General features: G+C 46.7%; 22 protein-coding genes. 1 reads left to right on the plus strand and 21 read right to left on the minus strand.

Translation table 11 applies throughout. From position 1 onward, the window contains the following. Positions 1-498: 498 nt before the first annotated feature. From Q9R46_RS12845 to mtrB, 21 genes are all read right to left on the minus strand, one after another. Complete coding sequence (locus Q9R46_RS12845) at positions 499-1,593, minus strand: prephenate dehydrogenase (protein ID WP_145331729.1); 1,095 nt, start codon at positions 1,591-1,593, stop codon at positions 499-501. Between the two features lie 26 nt (positions 1,594-1,619). Beyond that, the gene (hisC, locus tag Q9R46_RS12850) at positions 1,620-2,720 is read right to left on the minus strand and encodes a histidinol-phosphate transaminase (protein ID WP_311280320.1); all 1,101 of its coding nucleotides are present in this window, start codon (positions 2,718-2,720) and stop codon (positions 1,620-1,622) included. Positions 2,721-2,781: 61 nt separating this feature from the next. Beyond that, on the minus strand, positions 2,782-3,588 hold the full coding sequence (trpA, locus tag Q9R46_RS12855; RefSeq protein ID WP_145413195.1) for a tryptophan synthase subunit alpha: 807 nt from the start codon (positions 3,586-3,588) through the stop codon (positions 2,782-2,784). Next, positions 3,588-4,784 carry a tryptophan synthase subunit beta gene (trpB, locus tag Q9R46_RS12860; protein ID WP_145331732.1) on the minus strand — a complete coding sequence of 399 codons (1,197 nt, stop codon included), beginning with the start codon at positions 4,782-4,784 and terminating at the stop codon, positions 3,588-3,590. The genes trpA and trpB overlap by 1 nt, the downstream gene beginning before the upstream one ends. Beyond that, positions 4,781-5,464 (minus strand): phosphoribosylanthranilate isomerase, encoded by a 684-nt coding sequence (locus Q9R46_RS12865; protein WP_397386381.1) that lies wholly within the window; start codon positions 5,462-5,464, stop codon positions 4,781-4,783. The genes trpB and Q9R46_RS12865 overlap by 4 nt, the downstream gene beginning before the upstream one ends. 53 nt (positions 5,465-5,517) lie before the next feature. Continuing rightward, on the minus strand, positions 5,518-6,306 hold the full coding sequence (gene trpC / locus Q9R46_RS12870) for an indole-3-glycerol phosphate synthase TrpC (protein WP_311280322.1): 789 nt from the start codon (positions 6,304-6,306) through the stop codon (positions 5,518-5,520). Continuing rightward, entirely contained in the window at positions 6,296-7,336 is a 1,041-nt protein-coding gene (gene trpD / locus Q9R46_RS12875; RefSeq protein WP_311281022.1) for an anthranilate phosphoribosyltransferase, read from the minus strand. The genes trpC and trpD overlap by 11 nt, the downstream gene beginning before the upstream one ends. A 67-nt stretch (positions 7,337-7,403) precedes the next feature. Continuing rightward, complete coding sequence (gene trpE, locus Q9R46_RS12880; RefSeq protein ID WP_311280323.1) at positions 7,404-8,972, minus strand: anthranilate synthase component I; 1,569 nt, start codon at positions 8,970-8,972, stop codon at positions 7,404-7,406. A gap of 519 nt (positions 8,973-9,491) precedes the next feature. Then, positions 9,492-9,860, minus strand: coding sequence for a chorismate mutase (gene aroH, locus Q9R46_RS12885; protein WP_123066021.1), 369 nt, complete (start codon positions 9,858-9,860; stop codon positions 9,492-9,494). Between the two features lie 4 nt (positions 9,861-9,864). Next, entirely contained in the window at positions 9,865-10,959 is a 1,095-nt protein-coding gene (aroB, locus tag Q9R46_RS12890) for a 3-dehydroquinate synthase (protein ID WP_311280324.1), read from the minus strand. A 1-nt stretch (position 10,960) separates the two neighbouring features. Continuing rightward, complete coding sequence (gene aroC, locus Q9R46_RS12895; protein ID WP_311280325.1) at positions 10,961-12,130, minus strand: chorismate synthase; 1,170 nt, start codon at positions 12,128-12,130, stop codon at positions 10,961-10,963. A 168-nt stretch (positions 12,131-12,298) separates the two neighbouring features. After that, positions 12,299-13,090: a CheR family methyltransferase gene (locus tag Q9R46_RS12900; RefSeq protein WP_311280326.1), complete on the minus strand. Its 792-nt coding sequence runs from the start codon at positions 13,088-13,090 to the stop codon at positions 12,299-12,301. Positions 13,091-13,114: 24 nt separating this feature from the next. Further along, a complete protein-coding gene (ndk, locus tag Q9R46_RS12905; RefSeq protein ID WP_311280327.1) occupies positions 13,115-13,558 on the minus strand; it encodes a nucleoside-diphosphate kinase in 444 nt (147 codons plus the stop codon). Positions 13,559-13,690: 132 nt separating this feature from the next. Next, a complete protein-coding gene (locus Q9R46_RS12910) occupies positions 13,691-14,665 on the minus strand; it encodes a polyprenyl synthetase family protein (RefSeq protein ID WP_090917219.1) in 975 nt (324 codons plus the stop codon). Between the two features lie 142 nt (positions 14,666-14,807). After that, entirely contained in the window at positions 14,808-15,011 is a 204-nt protein-coding gene (locus Q9R46_RS12915) for a hypothetical protein (protein WP_311280328.1), read from the minus strand. 5 nt (positions 15,012-15,016) lie between these two features. Further along, positions 15,017-15,637: a UbiX family flavin prenyltransferase gene (locus tag Q9R46_RS12920; RefSeq protein WP_186331626.1), complete on the minus strand. Its 621-nt coding sequence runs from the start codon at positions 15,635-15,637 to the stop codon at positions 15,017-15,019. Next, the gene (locus Q9R46_RS12925; protein WP_145331741.1) at positions 15,637-16,503 is read right to left on the minus strand and encodes a UbiA-like polyprenyltransferase; all 867 of its coding nucleotides are present in this window, start codon (positions 16,501-16,503) and stop codon (positions 15,637-15,639) included. The genes Q9R46_RS12920 and Q9R46_RS12925 overlap by 1 nt, the downstream gene beginning before the upstream one ends. Beyond that, complete coding sequence (locus Q9R46_RS12930; RefSeq protein ID WP_311280329.1) at positions 16,496-17,224, minus strand: demethylmenaquinone methyltransferase; 729 nt, start codon at positions 17,222-17,224, stop codon at positions 16,496-16,498. The genes Q9R46_RS12925 and Q9R46_RS12930 overlap by 8 nt, the downstream gene beginning before the upstream one ends. Before the next feature lie 15 nt (positions 17,225-17,239). After that, positions 17,240-18,103, minus strand: coding sequence for a heptaprenyl diphosphate synthase component 1 (locus tag Q9R46_RS12935; RefSeq protein WP_311280330.1), 864 nt, complete (start codon positions 18,101-18,103; stop codon positions 17,240-17,242). Between the two features lie 106 nt (positions 18,104-18,209). Beyond that, positions 18,210-18,755 carry a hypothetical protein gene (locus tag Q9R46_RS12940; RefSeq protein WP_311280331.1) on the minus strand — a complete coding sequence of 182 codons (546 nt, stop codon included), beginning with the start codon at positions 18,753-18,755 and terminating at the stop codon, positions 18,210-18,212. Positions 18,756-18,900: 145 nt separating this feature from the next. Further along, the gene (mtrB, locus tag Q9R46_RS12945; RefSeq protein ID WP_090917232.1) at positions 18,901-19,122 is read right to left on the minus strand and encodes a trp RNA-binding attenuation protein MtrB; all 222 of its coding nucleotides are present in this window, start codon (positions 19,120-19,122) and stop codon (positions 18,901-18,903) included. Between the two features lie 146 nt (positions 19,123-19,268). Here mtrB and Q9R46_RS12950 point away from each other — a divergent pair, with 146 nt between their 5' ends. Beyond that, on the plus strand, positions 19,269-19,421 hold the full coding sequence (locus Q9R46_RS12950; protein ID WP_311280332.1) for a hypothetical protein: 153 nt from the start codon (positions 19,269-19,271) through the stop codon (positions 19,419-19,421). Positions 19,422-19,509: the final 88 nt, after the last annotated feature.

Consider the following 19,509-nt stretch of genomic DNA (forward strand, 5'->3'; position numbering starts at 1 on the left):
AACAGTAACATTGTACAACGGTCTGCATCATCCTGGCAAATCCATTGCTATCCACTTGTGTCCGACTTAACATTTATATGCCATCCATTTCGTTGTCATGACTTCCTAATACAGCATCTTGGAAAGCCTTGCACACTATAGACGTAGTATCTTCTAGAAAGGTTACAAAAATGAAATATTTTTTTTGAAAATTTTTTGGGTCATTCTATCAACACTCTTTTTCGCACCTCACGAATGTTTTTGCTAAGATTAAAAGCCTTGATTGCACGGTTTTTCCTTGAAATCTAAGTTTTACAAATAATTTTGTTCAAAGTGTTGACAAAATGAAAACGTATACATATAATAAAAGTACAGTATGGTTTCTCTCCACTCCTATCCAATAACTGTATTGCTCCACGTGAGCAATGGCCGCTTATGTAAGCGGTCTTTTTTTTGTCTAAAAACGTAGTTCTCACACTGGTTACAAAAAAAAGAGAGCTCTCGCCCTCTTTTTCCACCCTAAATCCACACCTGATAACCTAAAGATGCCAGCAGAGTCTTCGCTCGTTCCATATCCTCTTCCTGACGGAATGACAAACGCATAATCCCCGGCACGTCCACCCGGTTTTCAATAATCTCAAGGTTACTCAAGTTGATATCATTTGTCCCGAGCTCTGTTGCTATTTTACCGATCATACCCGGAGCATCCTGCACATCTGTATACAGATCGAATAAAGGCGATATCATACCCTTGCGTCGCTCAGGCAATACACTGCGGAATTCCCGCGCCTGACGAAATGCATCCTCAATGCCTTCCCCGTTCTTTTGCTCTAACATCGTTGTAAAGGACGACATTTGACTATTCCAGTCCTTAAGCAACTCCAGCAATACTTCTCGGTTACTCAGCAAAATATCCCTCCAGACAATAGCATCGCTGGACGCAATCCGCGTAATATCCCGAAAACCACCTGCTGCCAGCATTTTATACAGTGGATTGGATTCGTTATATTCACGTACTTGATTCACCAGAGCAACAGCAATAACATGGGGCAGATGACTGATCGCACCCACAATATCATCATGCAACAGAGGTTCTACCCGAACAATCTGTGCACGAGTATACGCTAAAAGCTCGGATAAGCGGCCGTAAGCTTCCTCAGGCACATGCATGGACGGGGTAAGAACATAATAGGCGTTCTCAAATAATACAGCTGACGCCGCGTCCACACCCGCCCGTTCCGATCCTGCCATCGGGTGCCCTCCGATAAAGTAAGCCTCTTTTAACCGGATATGTTCTGCACAAGCTGCAATGGAGGCTTTGGTACTACCAACATCTGTAATGATGCAGCCTTTTTTCAGCGGCAGTCTGGACAGTTGTTCAAAATATGATTCAAGCAAACCGACAGGCACACACAAAAAAATGAAGTCGGCATCCTGCACCGCTTCTTCCAGAGAGAGCGTAGCAGCATCCACTACTCCGCTCGCTATGTACTTGTCTTTTAACTCTTCCAAGTGTGCGTATCCCATGACGGTAATCCCTGGCTTGCCTTTAAAGCAAAGCGCAAGTGAACCGCCGATGAGTCCGACACCAATCATTGCAATTTTTATGGTCATGGGTCCTCACTCTTTCATCGCCAGTATTAAGGGCGTGCTGCCACATTCTCCGCCAGTGTGTTCTGCAGCGCCGCTATAAACGCACGATTCTGCTCCGCTGTGCCCACTGATACACGAATGTATGTTGGATAGACGTGAAAGCCCGAGCGAACGATAATGCCCTGTTTTAACAAAGACTGAAACGCTTCGACAGATGGCATGTTCACATCAACCAAAATGAAGTTCCCTTGACTTGGGAAATAAGACAAACCCAGTCGTGAAAATTCATTTTGTAACCATTCCCGATCTTCGGTATTCCGTTTGGAACACTCCTGCACAAAAGTCTGATCCTGAAGTCCGGCCATTGCCGCAACCTGGCCAAGACGTGAAGTGTTAAACGGTTCCCGTACACGGTTAATCAGGTCAATGATCTCCGGACGCGCGATTCCGTAACCTATACGAAGTGATGCCAAACCATAAATTTTGGAGAAGGTCCGCAGAACAACCAGGTTCGGGTAACGATTAATCAGTGAAATGCTTTGCGGATAAGCTTCGTCCGTTACGAATTCGTAATAAGCTTCGTCCAGTACCACCATTACATTCGACGGGACCTGATCCATAAAGCTGATAAGCTCCTTTTCGGAAATGATCGTACCGGTAGGATTATTCGGATTGCACACCCAGACAGCTTTGGTTTTATCGTTGATTTGCGCCAGCATTGCTGGCAAGTCATGAGTTCCATTTTTCAAAGGGACCTCTACGGTCACAGCACCTTCGATGTCCGCATTGCTTTTATATACGGAGAAGGTCTGGTCCGCCATAATGGTCTCATCCCCGGGAAGAAAGAACGCACGTGTAATCAGTGCAATAATTTCATCCGATCCACAGCCAAAAATCAAATTGTCTCGCTCTACTCCCAAATGCTCGGCAAGCACCGCTGTGAGTTCTGCTGCACTTCCGTCGGGATAAATACTTACATTAGCCAATTCTCTCGTAATTGCCTCTAGTACAGCTGGAGAACTGCCATAGGGGTTCTCATTGGAGGCCAGCTTGATGACGTGCTCCAGCCCCAGCTCACGTTTAACTTCTTCAATCGGTTTGCCCGGTTTATACACAGGCAGATTGACAATCTGGGATTTCGGTTTCAATTCGACCGCCTCCTGTTGCTCAAAATTGAGTAAAGTGGGAAAAAAAGTTCAACTTATGCGATTATCCTTTTAATTGTGCCACAAAGTTGCGAATTTGCAACAGTCCGGCCTCACGGGTATTCGCATTTTCGAGTAGCGGGATTGCTTCTTCCACTTGCCGCACAATAGCGCTACCTACAACGACACCGTCACAGATGCGGGAGAAATGAGCGACCTGCTCATGGCTCGAAATGCCGAAGCCTACTGCGACAGGAAGATCTGTCAGACCTTTTACCGTTTCAATAAAACTTTCTACACCGTTAAAAAAGGATGCACGCTCTCCGGTTACACCAAGTGAAGAAACACAATAGATAAATCCGCGCGCGCCAGTGACAATCCGCTCAATACGAGCATTGGATGTAGGAGCTACAAGCGGAACCAGATGAACCCCGGCCTGATCGGCACGGCGACGCATATCTTCTGCCTCTTCGATCGGTAAATCCGGGATAATCATGCCGCTGATATCATGTTTGATCAATTCGTCAAAGAAAGTATCCAGACCCGTTTGCAACACCGGATTGTAATACGTAAATAACACAAACGGTAACTTTACGCCCGCTTCACGAGCTTTAGCCGCCGTCTCCATCACCGTACGAATCGTGATTTGGCTTTTCAATGCACGCTCGGAAGCACGCTGAATAACAGGACCGTCTGCGAGTGGATCGGAATACGGAACACCAAGCTCCAAGATGTCTGCTCCTGCTTGTTCAAGCTCCTTGATAATATCAATAGTGGTGTTCACATCCGGATCACCAACGGTAAGAAACGGAATAAGTGCCGTGCGTTTTTGTTCTTTTAATTGCTGGAAGGTTTGGTCCATCAGATTCATTACAAGTTACCTCCCGTATACTTCATAATGGATTCTACGTCTTTATCCCCGCGCCCAGACAGACAGATCACAATGATATCATCAGCAGTCAATTCCGGCGCCAGCTTCACGACCTGAGCAACCGCATGGGCCGACTCCAGGGCAGGAATAATGCCTTCCGTGCGGCTTAACAATTGCAAAGCATCCAAGGCTTCCTGATCGGTAATTGGAACATATTTAGCCCGTTCAATATCTTTAAGATAAGAGTGTTCCGGTCCAACCCCTGGATAATCCAGACCTGCCGAGATGGAGTGTGCAGGTTGCACTTGCCCATATTCATCTTGTAGCAGATAACTCATCGAGCCCTGGAATACACCATGTGTCCCTTTGCTCATCGTTGCCGCATGGTACTCGGTATCCACACCTTTTCCTGCTGCTTCAACACCGACCAATTTAACATCCTGATCTCCGATAAAAGGGTAGAACATACCAATGGCGTTACTTCCTCCGCCAACAGCCGCTACAATAACATCCGGAAGGCGTCCTTCGATCTCTTGAATCTGACGACGAGTCTCGTCTCCGATCACGCGCTGGAAATTACGTACCATCATTGGATACGGGTGAGGTCCGACAACAGATCCCAGTACATAGAAAGTATCTTCTACATTACTGACCCAATAACGAAGCGCTTCGTTACCAGCATCTTTCAATGTACGTGTGCCAGACGTAACCGGAATGACTTCTGCTCCGAGCAATTTCATGCGGAATACATTTAGCTGTTGACGCTGGGTATCTTCCTCACCCATGAATACTTTGCACTCCAGTCCGAGCAATGCCGCAACGGTTGCCGTCGCAACCCCGTGCTGGCCTGCACCGGTTTCAGCAATGACTTTCTTTTTCCCCATCCGTTTAGCAAGGAGCCCTTGTCCAATCGCATTGTTGATTTTATGTGCACCTGTGTGATTCAGATCTTCACGTTTCAAATAAATTTTGGGACCACCCAGATGACGTGATAATTGCTCCGCGTGATAGAGAGGTGTCTCTCGTCCGGAATATTCACTGAGCAAATAATTCAATTCCTTGTTAAACTCTTCATCCTCAGAGAAGCGGCTGTAGGCTTCTTCTAGTTCAATCAGAGCGTTCATTAGTGTCTCGGGTACAAAACGGCCTCCGAAAAGACCGAAACGCCCATGTTCATCCGGCAATTGGTGTGTCATGCCTGCTTCACCCTTTCTACAAATGCTGTAATTTTGGATATATCTTTAAGACCTTCCGTCTCCACGCCACTTGATACGTCTACGCCATAAGGTCTGTACGTTTGAATTAAATGTTGTACATTATCCGTCTGAAGTCCGCCTGCAACAAACATGGCAATACCACGTTCAGCAGCCCATTCTGCGTATACAGGTATACGTTCCCAAGCAAATGTTTTGCCAGAACCACCACCATACAATGGATCAAAGGTATCCAGCAAGATCGCGTCAACGAATCCCACGTAATCATTTAACCGTTGCAAAGCGGCATGATCCGCATCCAGTTCTGTTTCGTCTTTGGAAAAAGAAACAACCTTGAACACATCTGCATGCCAGAGCTCTTTCACTTGTTGACAGAATGCTGCACTTTCCTGCCCATGCAACTGGATCACATCCAAAGACACAGTTTCCATCACATGCGTCAGTTCTTGCATTGTCGGATTCACAAAAACACCAGCAAGTTTCGGCCGTTCATGTAAAGGCCATTCAAACAGAACCGATCTCAACTCCGCTGCCTTCTCAGGAGTAATTTGTCGTCGGGACTTGGCAAATACGACACCGATATAGTCCACAGGCAAGTTTATCATCGATTTTAGCACTTCAACGTCCTGAAGTCCACATATTTTTACGGCCGCCGGCAACAAGTCCCCCTGTGTACGGGAACCTGCACCTGTATCGTCATATATCGAGTTATTCATTATTTCGGTCCCATCAGATCGTAAACAGCTGCTTCCACATCGTCTTTACGCATCAGATGCTCTCCAACGAGAATACCGTGCACGCCAGCTTCAATCAGGGGTTTTGTCGATTCCGCACCGTCGATCCCGCTTTCGCTAATGAGCGTCACACCTGGTGGAATCAGTTCCATCAGATCGAGCGTGGTATTCAGACTGGTTTCGAACGTTTTCAGATTTCGGTTATTGATCCCAATGAGTGTCGCTTCAGGAATGTCTAATACCGTTTCCAGCTCTGCCCGATCATGAACTTCAATCAAAGCGTCCAGTCCAATACTTTTCGCAAACGTCAGAAATTGGCGAATCTGCACCGGCGTGAGAATGCTGGCAATCAGCAAGATCGCATCTGCTCCCAGAAGTCTAGCTTCTGCAATCTGTGACTCATCGATCATAAAGTCCTTGCGCAAGAGCGGAATATTCACAGCCTGATGAATAGCCTGCAAATACTCGTTACTGCCCTGAAAATAGGAAACATCCGTCAGAACAGAGATACAATCAGCACCCGCACGTTCATAGGCAGAAGCAATCTCTACCGGATGAAAATCCGGACGAATTAATCCTTTGGACGGCGAGGCCTTCTTTACTTCGGCAATAAGCCCCAGCTTACGATTGCGTCTGCTTGACAGCGCCTGTTCAAACCCGCGTGCAGCCGGTAATTGTTCCATCTTTTTCATAGCCTCATCCATGTTAAAAGTCTGTGCAAGGGCCTGCACTTCTTTATGTTTTGTAGCAACGATTCGATCAAGATACATGATTGTACGCCTCCGTTGTATGAATTAACTGTCCAAGCTTACTGGCCGCTTTACCCGAGTCCACTGCTTCTGTAGCGATTTTTACGCCATCTGCAATGCTGTCCGCAAGACCGGATACATAAATACATGCCCCGGCATTCAGCAGCACAACGTCACGGTAAGCACTGCGTTCACCCTGAAAGATCCGATGTATAATTTCGGCGTTCTGTGCTGCATCTCCTCCAAGCACCGCTTCGAGCGGATGCAAAGACAACCCCATATCGCGTGGATCAATGTCATACGTGTTTACTACCCCGTTTCGCAACTCCGATACCTGTGTAGGTGCAGAGATACTAATTTCGTCCAAACCGTCGTGGCTGGCAACAACGAGCGCTCTTTTCAAACCGAGACGGTTAAGCACTTCTGCAATCATCGGCGTCCGGGAACGATCATACAATCCGAGCAATTGCCGATCTGCACCGGCTGGATTGGTTAATGGTCCAAGCATATTGAAAATAGTGCGCACACCCAGCTCTTTTCTCGGAGCAGCCGCATGACGCATGGATGGATGGTATACCTGAGCAAAACAGAAACAGATTCCTATCTCATCCAGACATTGTCTGGCCTGTTCTCCATTCAGATGAATATTAACGCCAAGCGCTTCCAACACATCCGCACTGCCTGCTTTGCCAGAAGCTGAACGATTGCCATGTTTGGCTACTCGAACCGAAACGGCCGAAGCAATGATTGCCGATGCGGTGGAGATGTTGAATTTATGAATTCCTGATCCGCCTGTGCCACACGTGTCCAACAAGCCTCTGCCATCCGTCAGAATCCGCCCCCCCTGTCCACGCATTGCCTGAGCAAAACCAGTGATCTCATCCACCGTTTCCCCCTTCATACGAAGAGCCATCAGCAACCCTCCGATTTGAGCCGGAGTAGCTTCACCTCGCATGATCGAATACATCAGATCACGTGCCTCGTCCTGCTCCAGGTTACTGCCTTCGAGAATTTTAGCGAGCCCTTGCTTCATTCCTTCTTTCCCGGAAATCACTTCCTCGGGTAACACCTGACTGTCATTCATCAATGGATTCAAGTTCATTTCCAGTCCTCCTCTCTCAGTTCGTTGCCGAAGTTGGTGTAACAAAATAATCAGCGTTAGCCAGGCTTAATTTTTGATCTGCAGCTTTTACCGGAAACATCGCTTCAGCCGTACGAATGGCCTTTAACAGTGCTTTGGCTTTGTTCACGGTCTCTTCATATTCCTTCTCAGGCACAGAGTCCCATACAATTCCGGCTCCGGCTTGAACATATGCTTTTCCCTTTTTGAAAATAATCGTACGGATTGTAATACATGCATCCATATTTCCGGAGAATCCAAGGTAACCAATCGCTCCTGCATATGCACCCCGTGCTTCCTTTTCCAATTCCGCAATAATCTCCATCGCACGCAGCTTCGGCGCACCAGATACGGTTCCAGCTGGCAGACAGGAAAGGAACGCATCGAAGAAGTCCTTATCTTCTCTTAACTCGCCTGTAACGTTCGATACCATATGCATAACGTGAGAGTAACGCTCGATCTCCATGAACATGTCACACTTCACACTGCCAAAAGTGGATACTCGCCCCAGATCATTTCTTCCCAGATCCACCAGCATCAGATGCTCCGCGCGCTCCTTCTCATCCTGTAGCAAATCAGCCGCAAGCGCGCGATCTTCTGCCTCTGTCGCTCCTCTTGGACGTGTGCCTGCGATAGGACGTGTTTCTACACGATTGCCGTCAACTTTAACCAACGCCTCAGGTGAGGTACCTACGATAATCTCATCGTCCATTTTCAAATAATACATATAAGGCGACGGATTCAATGTCCGCAATACGCGATATACATGTAACGGGGAAATTTCCGTATCAATGTGAAAACGTTGCGACAGCACTACCTGGAAAATGTCTCCTGCACGGATATACTCCTTGGCTTGCTCCACGTTGTCGATGAATTGCTCTTTCGTCAGATTGGAACGAATGTCTCCAAGCTCCACATCTCCAGGAATTGAACGCGGGTTCAGGTTTTCCCCTGGCCCTTGCTGTTGCAGACGCTCTGCCGCTTGTTCAAGCTTCTCGGAAGTGGCTGCATACGCCTGACGAATCTCTTCGTCTGTTGCCCCATCTTTAACGTGTACATTGCCAACGAGCAACATGTGCTGCTTCACATGGTCAAAAACAACAATTTGATCACAAAACATAAAGCGAATATCATCCATATTCAGATCATCCAGCGCATGAGCTGGAAGCTTCTCATAATACTGCAACAGGTCATATCCAAAAAATCCAATGGCTCCACCTGTAAAAGGGGGAAGTTCATCCAGCTTAGGGCTCCGATATTTGCGAAGCAATGCTTTCAGTTCTTCAATGGGTTTGCCCGGTAGTTCGCGGGTCTTTCCGGCTTCCTCAACGACAATACGACCTTTCTTCCCCGAAATCATCAGAAACGGATCCGTACCGATGAAGGAATATCTGGCCCATTGAATGCCACCCTCTACACTTTCAAGCAAAAACGCTCGGTCATTGTCCGCATAACGACGGAAGATACGAATCGGCGTCTCCATATCAGCCAAAATCCGTTTAACAACCGGAATCAGATTATATTCATTTGACATTTTCAGTACTTGATTAACGTTTGGCGTTATCATCAGATCACGTCCTTTCAGGTTTAGGTAGAAGAAAGATATTACGACAAAAAACCTCTACCATGAGGTAGAGGTTTGGTTATAAGCTGTATTCAAGTATGTTGCTCCATAAATAACAAGTCCCTATACTTTTGCGAAGGGCGAGTGACAGGCAACTGATCCATGTTAATTCCATGTTTCAGATGTATGTAAGATGACATACACTTGGTAACATCTCGTTCGCATCATTTTCATCCATTGTAAAACTTAAATCTCCTCAATGGTAGATGCCGTGAAATGTTTGTCAGATATATGCGAATAAACGATGTCCTCTGACACGTCTACTCTCTTCTCCTGTACTTCTCCTTAGCAAGACGTACCGTGAATGCATTGACCGATTTCGGATGCATCGGCTACCAAACACTGGACTCTGCTATATACTAGGCTCAACTCAGCTACTCTCAGCTCAATCTAAACTCTACTCAACTGCTTCTCACTATACATCATATTCACCGGTTTGACAACCACGACCATTCAAGAAACTTAACGGCCTGCCAGATCGGGACGTAATGCTTGTGCACCGTTAAGGTACACGTGATGAATTTCATTTTGTGCTTTGGTTGTGTTCACATGTACCATAAAACGAATACACTTCGCCAGAGCGCCTTTAACAGGAACCTCTAGCGCACACATCAAAGGCACAAGCTCCCATCCATCTAACTGACGAATCACTTTTGCTGGAAAAGCCGCATCCAGATCTCCGGTCATCGTAATCCATACGCTGCAAATATCTTCCGGTACTATCTTGTTCCGGTCAACAATTTCCTGAAGAAGAACTGCTGTTTCTTTCAAAATCTCTTCTTCACTGTTCTGGGTGACCGTGGTCGCCCCGCGAATTCCCCGTGTAACCATGCTGTTATTCTCCCTTCCTAAGCAGTTCAATGACTTCACGAACAACCGTAACCGGCACATCCTTCACGATTCTGGCAGATCCAATCCGATCAGGAACGATAAAGACCATATGGCCCTCACGGAATTTCTTATCATGCATCATCGCTTCCATCAAAGCATCCGTACTTAGATGTGCAGGCAACGTCACGGGAAGTCGAAGAGAACGCAACATACGAACAGTATTCTCATACAGCCCTGCTGTGGCTCCGAGTTTCTCACCAATTAATGCCGATCCAGCCATGCCGATAGAAATGGCTTCTCCGTGCAGAAATTCACCGTATCCAGCAATCGCTTCAATCGCATGTCCAATCGTATGTCCCAGATTCAGGAGTGCACGTTCTCCATTCTCCCTTTCATCGTTCGACACGATTTCGGCTTTGATGCTGCATCCACGTTCCAGTCCGTATCCAAGTTTCTCGGGATCAAGTGCAAGCAACGCTTGCGCATGTTCTTCGCACCATTGGGCAAAAGCTTCATCACGGATCAGTCCGTGCTTCAGCATCTCAGATAAACCGGCCGATACATCTCTTGGCGGTAACGATTGCAGTGTGTCAACATCATACAGTACAAGCTCCGGCTGATGGAAAGCACCAATCATATTTTTCGCAAGAGGATGATTGACCGCCACTTTACCGCCAACGCTACTGTCATGAGCAAGGATGGTTGTCGGGATCTGCACAAACTTCACCCCGCGCATATATGTAGCTGCGACAAAACCAGCCAGATCACCCACGACGCCTCCCCCTAAAGCGAGAATCGCCGAACTGCGGTCCAGTTTGCCTTCAATCGCTACTGTCATCATATCCTGATAAACCGCAAGTGATTTCGAAGTCTCACCCGATGGCACGACTGCGGATACGACGGAATATCCCGCCGCACGCAACGTTTGCTCTAATCCATGCAAGTATATCGGAGCTACATGATCATCCGTAATGATCAGAAGCGGACTTTTTTTAGTTAGACCATATTGTTCAAAATATTGCGGAGCTTGAGCCAGCAGGCCGCTGCCAATCAATATAGGATAAGAGCGCTCTTCAAGCTGTACTGTCAACTGACGCATATTAGTAATTCTCCAATTGGGCTTGGTAGCTGGCAACGTTTGCCCGAATCTCCTCCATGGAATCCCCGCCGAATTTCTCCAGGAATGCCTTGGCAACTTCCCATGCAACAACATGCTCCATAACGACGCTGGCAGCAGGAACCGCACAAGCATCAGAACGTTCAACCTGAGCCGAAAAAGCCTCTTTGGTATCGATATCTACGCTTTGCAACGGCTTGTACAACGTTGGGATAGGTTTCATTACTCCGCGCACCACAACCGGCATACCGTTGGTCATACCTCCCTCAAACCCGCCAAGACGATTGGTTGCACGGTGGTAACCACGATCTTCCGTATACAGAATCTCATCATGTACCTGAGAGCCACGAATCGTACCCGCTTCGAAGCCGATGCCGATCTCCACACCTTTGAACGCATTGATCGACATTACACCTTGAGCGATACGAGCATCCAACTTGCGATCATACTGTACGTGGCTTCCTAGGCCAACAGGAACACCCTCAACGATACATTCTACAATTCCGCCGATGGAGTCGCCTTCTTGCTTGATCTGATCAATGTAGGCTTCCATTTTCTTCTCTGTCTCCGCGTCAGTCACCCGAACCGAAGATGCTTCCGTCACTGCAATCAGTTCATCAATCGGAAGATCCTTATACGGCGCTTCAATCTCCCCGATGCGAATAACTCGTCCCGCCACTTTAATACCGAATTCAGCCAAGAACTGACGTGCAATGGCACCACATGCTACACGTACCGTTGTCTCACGCGCACTGGAGCGTTCCAGGACATTACGCAAGTCTTTGAGATTGTACTTCAAACCACCGTTCAGATCGGCATGTCCAGGGCGCGGACGATGAACACGACGTTTCTCTTCATCGCTGCCTTCAATCGGCTCAATGTTCATAATATTCTGCCAGTGCTTCCAGTCATTATTTTGAACAACGAGCGCTACCGGAGCACCTGTCGTATATCCGTGACGAATTCCGCCAACAAAATTAGCTTGGTCTTTCTCAATCTGCATCCGGCGTCCGCGGCCATACCCTTTCTGGCGGCGATGAAGCTGAAAGTTCAATTCTTCAAAATCAATATTCAAATTACTTGGCAGTCCTTCAATAATTGCGGTCAATTGGGGTCCGTGCGTTTCCCCTGCGGTTAAATAACGTAAACTCATAATACGTTCCCCCTTTAAACTGTTAAACTTCACATTGCTAAAATCCCATAATTTCTTTGCTTATTATAGTATAGCTGACCCGCTTTGACAAGAAAGTCGCTTTTTCTTATGCAAACAACCGCCTGAGCACATCTTCATGCACCCCAGGCGGTTGATCTATACACTGATTTATTTTTTCCGATAGAAAAACGTCTCTGCCGTCTCCAGCCCGTATTGTCCGGGGGAGAAAATCTGCTCTGTGCTGCCTACGAACAACATCCCACCTGGACGCAGACTGGCTGCGAATTTGTGATACAGCAGGTTTTTCGCTTCCTCTGTAAAATAAATCATGACATTCCGGCATACGATCAGATCGTATCCATCATCAAAACGGTCAACCAGCAAATTCTGCTTCTTGAAGTTGATCGAGCTTTTTAATTTCTCATCAATGCGATACATCATACCGTCTTGCTTGAAATATCGACTCGCCGTTTCTGGAGGCACGTCTTTCAGCGAACGTTCCATATAACGGCCTTCCTTCGCCTTCGCGAGCGCACCTTCATCCAGATCACTTGCCGTGATTGAGCTTTCTTTCAAGATGCCCAGCGTATCCAAAATCATGGCTATCGTGTATGGCTCCTCACCAGTCGAACAAGCAGCACTCCATACCTTAACCTTGCGTTTGGAACCCACCAGCTCAGGCAGAATCTCATCACGCAGCACTTCCCAGCGATTCGGGTTACGCCAAAATTCCGATACGTTAATGGTCATGCGATCCAGAAATTCGTAAAATAAAGACTTGTCCTTCTGCATCGCATCAAAAAAGATAGCAAATGTATTAAACCCGTTTTTATTCCGAAGCGTGGTCAGCCTTCTTTTCATCTGGCCTTCCTTGTACTGAGCAAGATCTATGCCTGTGCTCTCTTTAATTTTGCGAATGAATCCGGCATAATCCGGGTCTAGTTGTTCTTGCTCCAGCATCGTATATCACCCTTTGGCTAATAATTACAACCAGGCTGCGATGCTCTTCTCATAGGTTACCAGCTCGTCGGGACTAAAGAAATTGGCAGCTTCACGAGTAGCACTTTCCGGCGAATCTGCCCCGTGAATGAGATTATGCGGTGTATGGCTAGCGAAATCTCCGCGGATTGTACCTGGAGCCGCTTCCCTCACATTCGTTTTACCAATGACCATACGTGCAAGCGTCACAATATCGTCGCCTTCCCACACCATGGCAAATACAGGGCCAGAAGTGATAAAACGAACCAGATCATCAAAGAACGGCTTGCCCTCATGTTCAGCATAATGGCGCCTCGCCTGTTCTTCCGACATCTGCACGAGTTTCCCTGCTACCAGCTTAAATCCTTTGTCTTCCAGACGGCTGATAATACGGCCGATCAAACCACGCTGCACACCATCCGGTTTCACCATCAAAAATGTACGATCCATTACCAGTTCACTCCTCACTCACGGTTCAAAGTTAATCACTATGTAAACGCAATCCCTTTGATTGTAACATACAAGTCCAAATCCTCCCAATGAGGAATTTCACATCCGTGTAGAGCATTAAACCACACAAGCTTAATGTGTACGTTTAACGACAAAGTGAGCAATGTCTCGCAGATTTTTAGTGGTCTTGATATTAGGCAGCTGATCGAGAGCATCGAGCGCTTTCTTCATATATCGGTCAGCAAGGGCTTCTGCTTTAGCAATTCCTTGACTTTGGCGAATCATTCCAATTGCATCCGATGCACTTGCACGTCCTTCTTCATGATGCACACGCGAAATTTCCTTGAGCAACGGCTCACGTAATTGCTCTTCTTCCAAAGCATACAGCACAGGGAGCGTGATGTTGCCTTGTTTCATATCACTTCCTGGAGGCTTGCCAAGTTGTTTCTCCGTACCTACCAAGTCCAGAACATCATCCTGAATCTGAAAAGCCATGCCCACATTGTATCCATAGGTATACAACAAAGATGAAATGTGCTCAGGTGCACGAGTAGCGAGCGCTCCGAGCTGGCAGCTCACTGCAATCAGAAGCGCAGTTTTGCGACGAATACGTAGCAGATAGTTACGCACACTCTGACCTGTATTAAAAAAGTCCCGAATCTGTTCCATCTCACCAATAGACATCTGTACCATCGCTTTGGCAAGGATTCGGTGAATAGCGGGATCAGAAAGTCCTGCCGTCATTTCTAACGCTTTGCCATAGATATAGTCACCTGTATACATCGCAATCCGATTGTCCCATTTAGACTTGACGGTAGGTTTGCCCCGGCGAGTCTCCGCATTATCAATGACATCATCATGAACGAGGGAAGCAGAATGAATAAGTTCCAATGGAACGGCTACGAGCTTCAAACGCTCGATATCGTATGTACCAAATTTGCCACCTAAAAGCACAAAAACAGGCCGCAGTCGTTTTCCACCTGCCTTAAGCAGATGAAGCGAAGTTTCACTCAGTAACTTTTGTTCGCCTTTTACGCTGCGATACAACTCTTTTTCAACGTAATCCATGTCCTTTTTTAACAATCCGAAAATGTCCAATAGTTTCATTCGTTCACCCGTGTCAGCGTATTGTCAGTCCAAAATTCCATGCTTACCTTCCCCTCCAGCAAGCCCGAGCCTACAGGCAAAAAGCGTTCGCCCTAAGCTTGCCGTTCCTGCTTGTGTTCTTCTACAGCGCCCGTCATGATGCCTATTCGAATGCCAGTACCGACATTCGGGATTTAAACGCTGCGACCAATTCTGAATCAATCCAAAGCACAGAAGTTGCCGGAGCATGGGTCAAGACTGTGGGCACTCTTATATCGCCATCAGCACTCACCAATACCCCGGGAGTCAGGGGATATGTCCATAAGCTGTACGTTTCTGATCCGGTTACCAGAAAAGTATGGCTCATTTACATTATCCCCTTTCATCCGGTTCTCCCCATCTTGTAAACAGTTGATGCGGGATGCGCAAGCTATCCAGCACTTTACCTACTAAAAATAAAATTAAATCCTCCATACTTTGAGGTTTGTAATAAAAGGCAGGCATCGCGGGGATCATTCGCACACCAAGACGTGAAAGCTTTAACATATTTTCCAGATGAATGGCATGCAAAGGCGTCTCACGCGGCACAAGAATTAACGTTCTGCCTTCTTTCATCATCACATCTGCCGCACGCGACATCAGATTGTCTGAAGATCCGTTGGCAATCGATGAAAGAGTGCCCATGGAGCAAGGCATGATAATCATGCCTTCGGCCAGATAAGAACCGCTGGCAATTGATGCCCCAATGTCACTAACGGGATGATAGATTAACGATCCACCGCGATGACCGAATTTTTCTTGAAGCAGGCTCTCCCGGTTCGTTACATCCCAGTCCATTTCTTCTTTTAGTACGCGCCAGCCAGCATTGGAGATTACCAAGTGAACGGAATATCCCAAGTCAAGCAACGTTTCAATCAATCGGATACCATATATGCTGCCACTCGCTCCGGTGATTCCGACAACAAGTCGTTTATTCTCCGGTTGCTGCATCATTATTTCACCGCCAGATCAATAAGTGTAAACGTAAATACGACCAGACTCAGTACACTATTCATCGTAAAGAATGCCGTTTGTACCCGGCTCATATCATTAGGTGACACAATATAGTGCTCATAAAGCAGGATACCATACGTAATCAGCATGCCTGCGCCATACCACCAGCTCAGATCGGTCATTAGCAACAAGGCAAGGAAACCAATCGCTGTAATGATATGAAAGAACTTGGCAATCTGCAATGATTTCACAAGTCCGAAACGGGACGGAATGGAATGCAAACCTTCTCCCTGATCAAACTCCAGATCCTGACATGCATAAATAATGTCAAAACCGGCAGTCCAGAATACAATCGTAACGTACAGCACAATCGCTGTCCAATCCATGGTACCTGTTACAGCCACCCATCCTCCCAAAGGAGCAAGGCCAATGGTCATCCCCAATACGACATGACAAAGCCATGTGAACCGTTTGGTGTACGAATAAAGCACTAACATGAAGACCGCAATCGGCAACAACTGCATGGATAATACATTAAGATTGGATGATGCCCAGAATAATAAAATAAACGAGACGATGATAAAAATAATAACCTCGCCATTCTTCAGCAAGCCTGCTGGAATAGCTCTCATCGCCGTACGTGGGTTTTTTGCGTCAATCGCCTGGTCAATAATCCGGTTCAAACCAAATGCGGCACTCCGTGCACCAACCATAGCAAGCAGTACCCACATAATCTGCATCCAGCTCGGGAACGTGTTGTTAACAACCATCGATCCTAGGATGGCGCCCATAAAAGCAAAAGGTAAAGCAAAAAGCGTATGTTCAATCTTTATCATTTCTAAAAAGATGCGAATTTTCCTAAACATTCTGATTCTCCTTGGTTCCAATATGCAGTGCCGCGATGCCTCCGGTTAGGGGGTAGGCCTGCACCTTTTGCAATCCAGTTTCAACAAAAATGTCTGCCAGTTCCTTTCTACCCGGGAAAAGCGCCAGAGAGTCCGGCAGCCATTTATACTGCTCATAACGTTTGGCAAACAATTTCGCCATGTTTGGCAGCATATGCTCAAAATAAAAATAATAAATCCCTTTAAACGGCTGCCAAGTCGGTTTGGACAATTCCAGACAAACCACCATACCGCCGGGTTTTACAACACGTTTCATTTCAGACAAAACCTGTCTTAGATCAGGCACGTTACGTAGACCGAATCCAATTGTTACATAATCGAACGTATTGTCTTCAAAAGGCAACGACATCGCGTTCCCCTGAACGAGCGTAATCTGTTTTGAACGGTTTACCGCATCAATTTTCGTCTGGCCCACTTCCAGCATGTTGCTACTGAAATCCAGTCCGTGCATGTGCCCCGTTTCACTTGCCTGTGCCATAGCGAGCGTCCAGTCGCATGTGCCGCAACACAAATCCAGTCCAGTGTCTCCCTTAGACATATTCATCTTCTTCATCGTGAATTTGCGCCAAGCTTTATGCCTGCGGAAACTCAGAATATCATTCATAACGTCATACTTGCCGGCTATACTCTGAAAAACCGAATGGACAAATTCTTCTTTCGGTTTGGTCTCTCCGCTACCCATTCGTCTGTCTCCCCCTCAATCTTCCCTTACTGCCGCATGTGAAGGCTGCACATAGGACAAGTAAGGCTCAAGAATTGCATCGAACTCATGCATGCCTTGAAGACCTTCCTCATCTTGCAACAAAAGCTGAATGCGGTGTGTGCACTCGCGAAGCTTGTCCAGCAACACCTCGCTTACGCTGTATTTAAGCACCATGGAACTCCATATACGTGGTTCGAGCTCCATCTGAGACAAATGACTGCGTTCCTCGTCATTGCCGTTCTCATACACATGCCAGAACGCATAACTATGAAGCATCTGTTGCTCGTCATGCAGTCGCTTCATCTCTTCTGCGATGGTTTCGCAAGTGCTGAACTCCATCAGCAAGCTGTTCCATAACGGCTTATCCTCAACAGCCATCATGTCTGTAAATGAAAGAAACAGCTGCATTCTCAGCTGTACCGTTTCACGCAAATATTCATCAGCCGAAACGAGAAGTTTTTTCATCCGTTCATACAGCGTCATCTTGCGTGCGTTTACTTCGGAAACAGCACCGCTAAGCTTACCGATCATTTCTATTTTGCCTGCATGAGCAAGCAACTGATAGAAACGGCTACTCAGATAATCTCCAGCGAGAACATTTAATTGGCGTGAACGCATCTCCTGTTCTCCCCGATCACCGGAAATCGTATCGATTCGATCATGCGTATCCATAGCCAACTGAACGAGCGAGGTCGCAAGAGCGTAAAGTTCCTGATGACCCTTTTCGTCTGTTCGGCCCAAAAATACCTGTAACAGACGCGCCCGGCTATCCGGAAATGACGGGATTTCCGTATGTTGTCGAATCATGTCGTAATCCGTATATTTCTTTGCAAGTTGGGGTACGCGATATGAATTCATTCTCATCCTCCGAGGCTTTGCTTTATCAAACCATTTCTGCACTACAATCTTATATATTATAGCATATGTTTATTCGGCACGCACTGAATCCTGCTATTTGATTACCCTAACTTGTCTTTTCGAACTGCTTCTTCCACAGTTCTGTCTGCATCAGATTGAACCAGTCTTTTAAATCCTCCGAAAATGCCGCGCTTTTCCACGTCCGAAGCATGTCAATGGCGTACATCGGCCATTCTCCTCGCCGAATATCTGCTGCAAGTAACAGATGGCGTCTATGCACCCATTCATCCTCGGCCATGACGCGAAGTAACACCTGCTCTACGTTGTCTACACTGCGAAAACTCAGATCGACGACTGCCGCCATATTTTCATAAATTTCAGTATAACTTGTATCCGTTCCTTTTACTTTGAGGTCGAGTGTCAAAATAGACTGCTTCCACTCCACTCTGGCAATCGGCGTAGACATATGCAGTGAACTCAGTACATCAACCAGATTATCATTGGTCAACTGAATCGTTTGATGAGAAGCAGTTACAGGCTCTGCCCGGTCCCCGCCCCATGTACGTGTATGTAAGCTTTGAAAAACCACGAGCACGATGACTGCCGCAATCGTTGACAGCATGGACGCAGTCACAATCATTCCCGGTTTCATAAGCGCCTCCCTGCCTTTACCTGTTAGTGTAGTCTGTCCAGTAAAGGCTCATACCTCATTGTACAATCAAAAAAAGCAGGCTATGCCTGCAATTTTCATCTAACCCATTCAACCTTTTAATGTACCTAGTCAAACTCTTTTATCACTATTCCGATTCAATCTCTCCATGCTTCGTAATTAGCGTAGCTTTTCCCCGAATTTTAATAGCAGAAGTATGTGTTGTAAATTGAGCAATCATCACTTCGCCTTTGTCCAGCTTCTCCGTGTGATGAAAACGTGTGTCCTGCCCCCGGGTCAAGCCAATCACCTGTACACCGTTTTCTTCTGCTTTAATTACGATAAAGTCATTGCCCGTAGAGTGATCCATCGCTGCACGTCCCCTTTTCTAATTTCATAGCGTTAATGATGATCAAGATTGTTTCATTTGTCAACAAGTCCTGGAGGGAATATACCGCAAGAAACCATAATTACCGGGTCATACTATAACGGATCAGCCAGGAAAGGAGAGTTCGCATGAAGTACACCCCAGCTGTGCTCAAGGAAGAGCATGTGCAGCAGTTACAGGAGATTGAGCATCATCTGTCTGCCGTTACGGGCAAAGAACTGATTCTAATCGCTTACAGCGAACAACCGGAACTTTCGGAAAAAAGTAAGGAGCTTGAGTAGCAGATTACGAAAATTTCCCGTTTACAGACAAAAGAAAAGGCCGTGAACAAGTCACGGTCTTTTTGTTGACATATGGAATATGTAGAAA

It is taken from the genome of Paenibacillus sp. RRE4 (genome assembly GCF_031844205.1).
In the GTDB taxonomy this organism is placed as follows: domain Bacteria; phylum Bacillota; class Bacilli; order Paenibacillales; family Paenibacillaceae; genus Paenibacillus; species Paenibacillus xylanexedens_B.

What these genes read in the sequence shown, in the direction of transcription:
- mtrB (WP_090917232.1), bottom strand. Translation starts at nt 19,122, where the DNA reads ATGGATCACTCTACGGGCAATGACTTTATCGTAATTAAAGCAGAAGAA.
- Q9R46_RS12925 (WP_145331741.1), bottom strand. Translation starts at nt 16,503, where the DNA reads ATGTTTAGGAAAATTCGCATCTTTTTAGAAATGATAAAGATTGAACAT.
- Q9R46_RS12900 (WP_311280326.1), bottom strand. Translation starts at nt 13,090, where the DNA reads ATGCTGGAGCAAGAACAACTAGACCCGGATTATGCCGGATTCATTCGC.
- Q9R46_RS12935 (WP_311280330.1), bottom strand. Translation starts at nt 18,103, where the DNA reads ATGAATTCATATCGCGTACCCCAACTTGCAAAGAAATATACGGATTAC.
- trpB (WP_145331732.1), bottom strand. Translation starts at nt 4,784, where the DNA reads ATGACACACCAATTGCCGGATGAACATGGGCGTTTCGGTCTTTTCGGA.
- trpC (WP_311280322.1), bottom strand. Translation starts at nt 6,306, where the DNA reads ATGTATCTTGATCGAATCGTTGCTACAAAACATAAAGAAGTGCAGGCC.
- Q9R46_RS12930 (WP_311280329.1), bottom strand. Translation starts at nt 17,224, where the DNA reads ATGGGTAGCGGAGAGACCAAACCGAAAGAAGAATTTGTCCATTCGGTT.
- ndk (WP_311280327.1), bottom strand. Translation starts at nt 13,558, where the DNA reads ATGGATCGTACATTTTTGATGGTGAAACCGGATGGTGTGCAGCGTGGT.
- Q9R46_RS12940 (WP_311280331.1), bottom strand. Translation starts at nt 18,755, where the DNA reads ATGAAACCGGGAATGATTGTGACTGCGTCCATGCTGTCAACGATTGCG.
- trpE (WP_311280323.1), bottom strand. Translation starts at nt 8,972, where the DNA reads ATGATAACGCCAAACGTTAATCAAGTACTGAAAATGTCAAATGAATAT.
- trpA (WP_145413195.1), bottom strand. Translation starts at nt 3,588, where the DNA reads ATGAATCTGATGGACCAAACCTTCCAGCAATTAAAAGAACAAAAACGC.
- aroB (WP_311280324.1), bottom strand. Translation starts at nt 10,959, where the DNA reads ATGCGTCAGTTGACAGTACAGCTTGAAGAGCGCTCTTATCCTATATTG.
- Q9R46_RS12920 (WP_186331626.1), bottom strand. Translation starts at nt 15,637, where the DNA reads ATGATGCAGCAACCGGAGAATAAACGACTTGTTGTCGGAATCACCGGA.
- Q9R46_RS12845 (WP_145331729.1), bottom strand. Translation starts at nt 1,593, where the DNA reads ATGACCATAAAAATTGCAATGATTGGTGTCGGACTCATCGGCGGTTCA.
- Q9R46_RS12910 (WP_090917219.1), bottom strand. Translation starts at nt 14,665, where the DNA reads ATGAAACTATTGGACATTTTCGGATTGTTAAAAAAGGACATGGATTAC.
- aroC (WP_311280325.1), bottom strand. Translation starts at nt 12,130, where the DNA reads ATGAGTTTACGTTATTTAACCGCAGGGGAAACGCACGGACCCCAATTG.
- aroH (WP_123066021.1), bottom strand. Translation starts at nt 9,860, where the DNA reads ATGGTTACACGGGGAATTCGCGGGGCGACCACGGTCACCCAGAACAGT.
- Q9R46_RS12915 (WP_311280328.1), bottom strand. Translation starts at nt 15,011, where the DNA reads ATGAGCCATACTTTTCTGGTAACCGGATCAGAAACGTACAGCTTATGG.
- Q9R46_RS12950 (WP_311280332.1), top strand. Translation starts at nt 19,269, where the DNA reads ATGAAGTACACCCCAGCTGTGCTCAAGGAAGAGCATGTGCAGCAGTTA.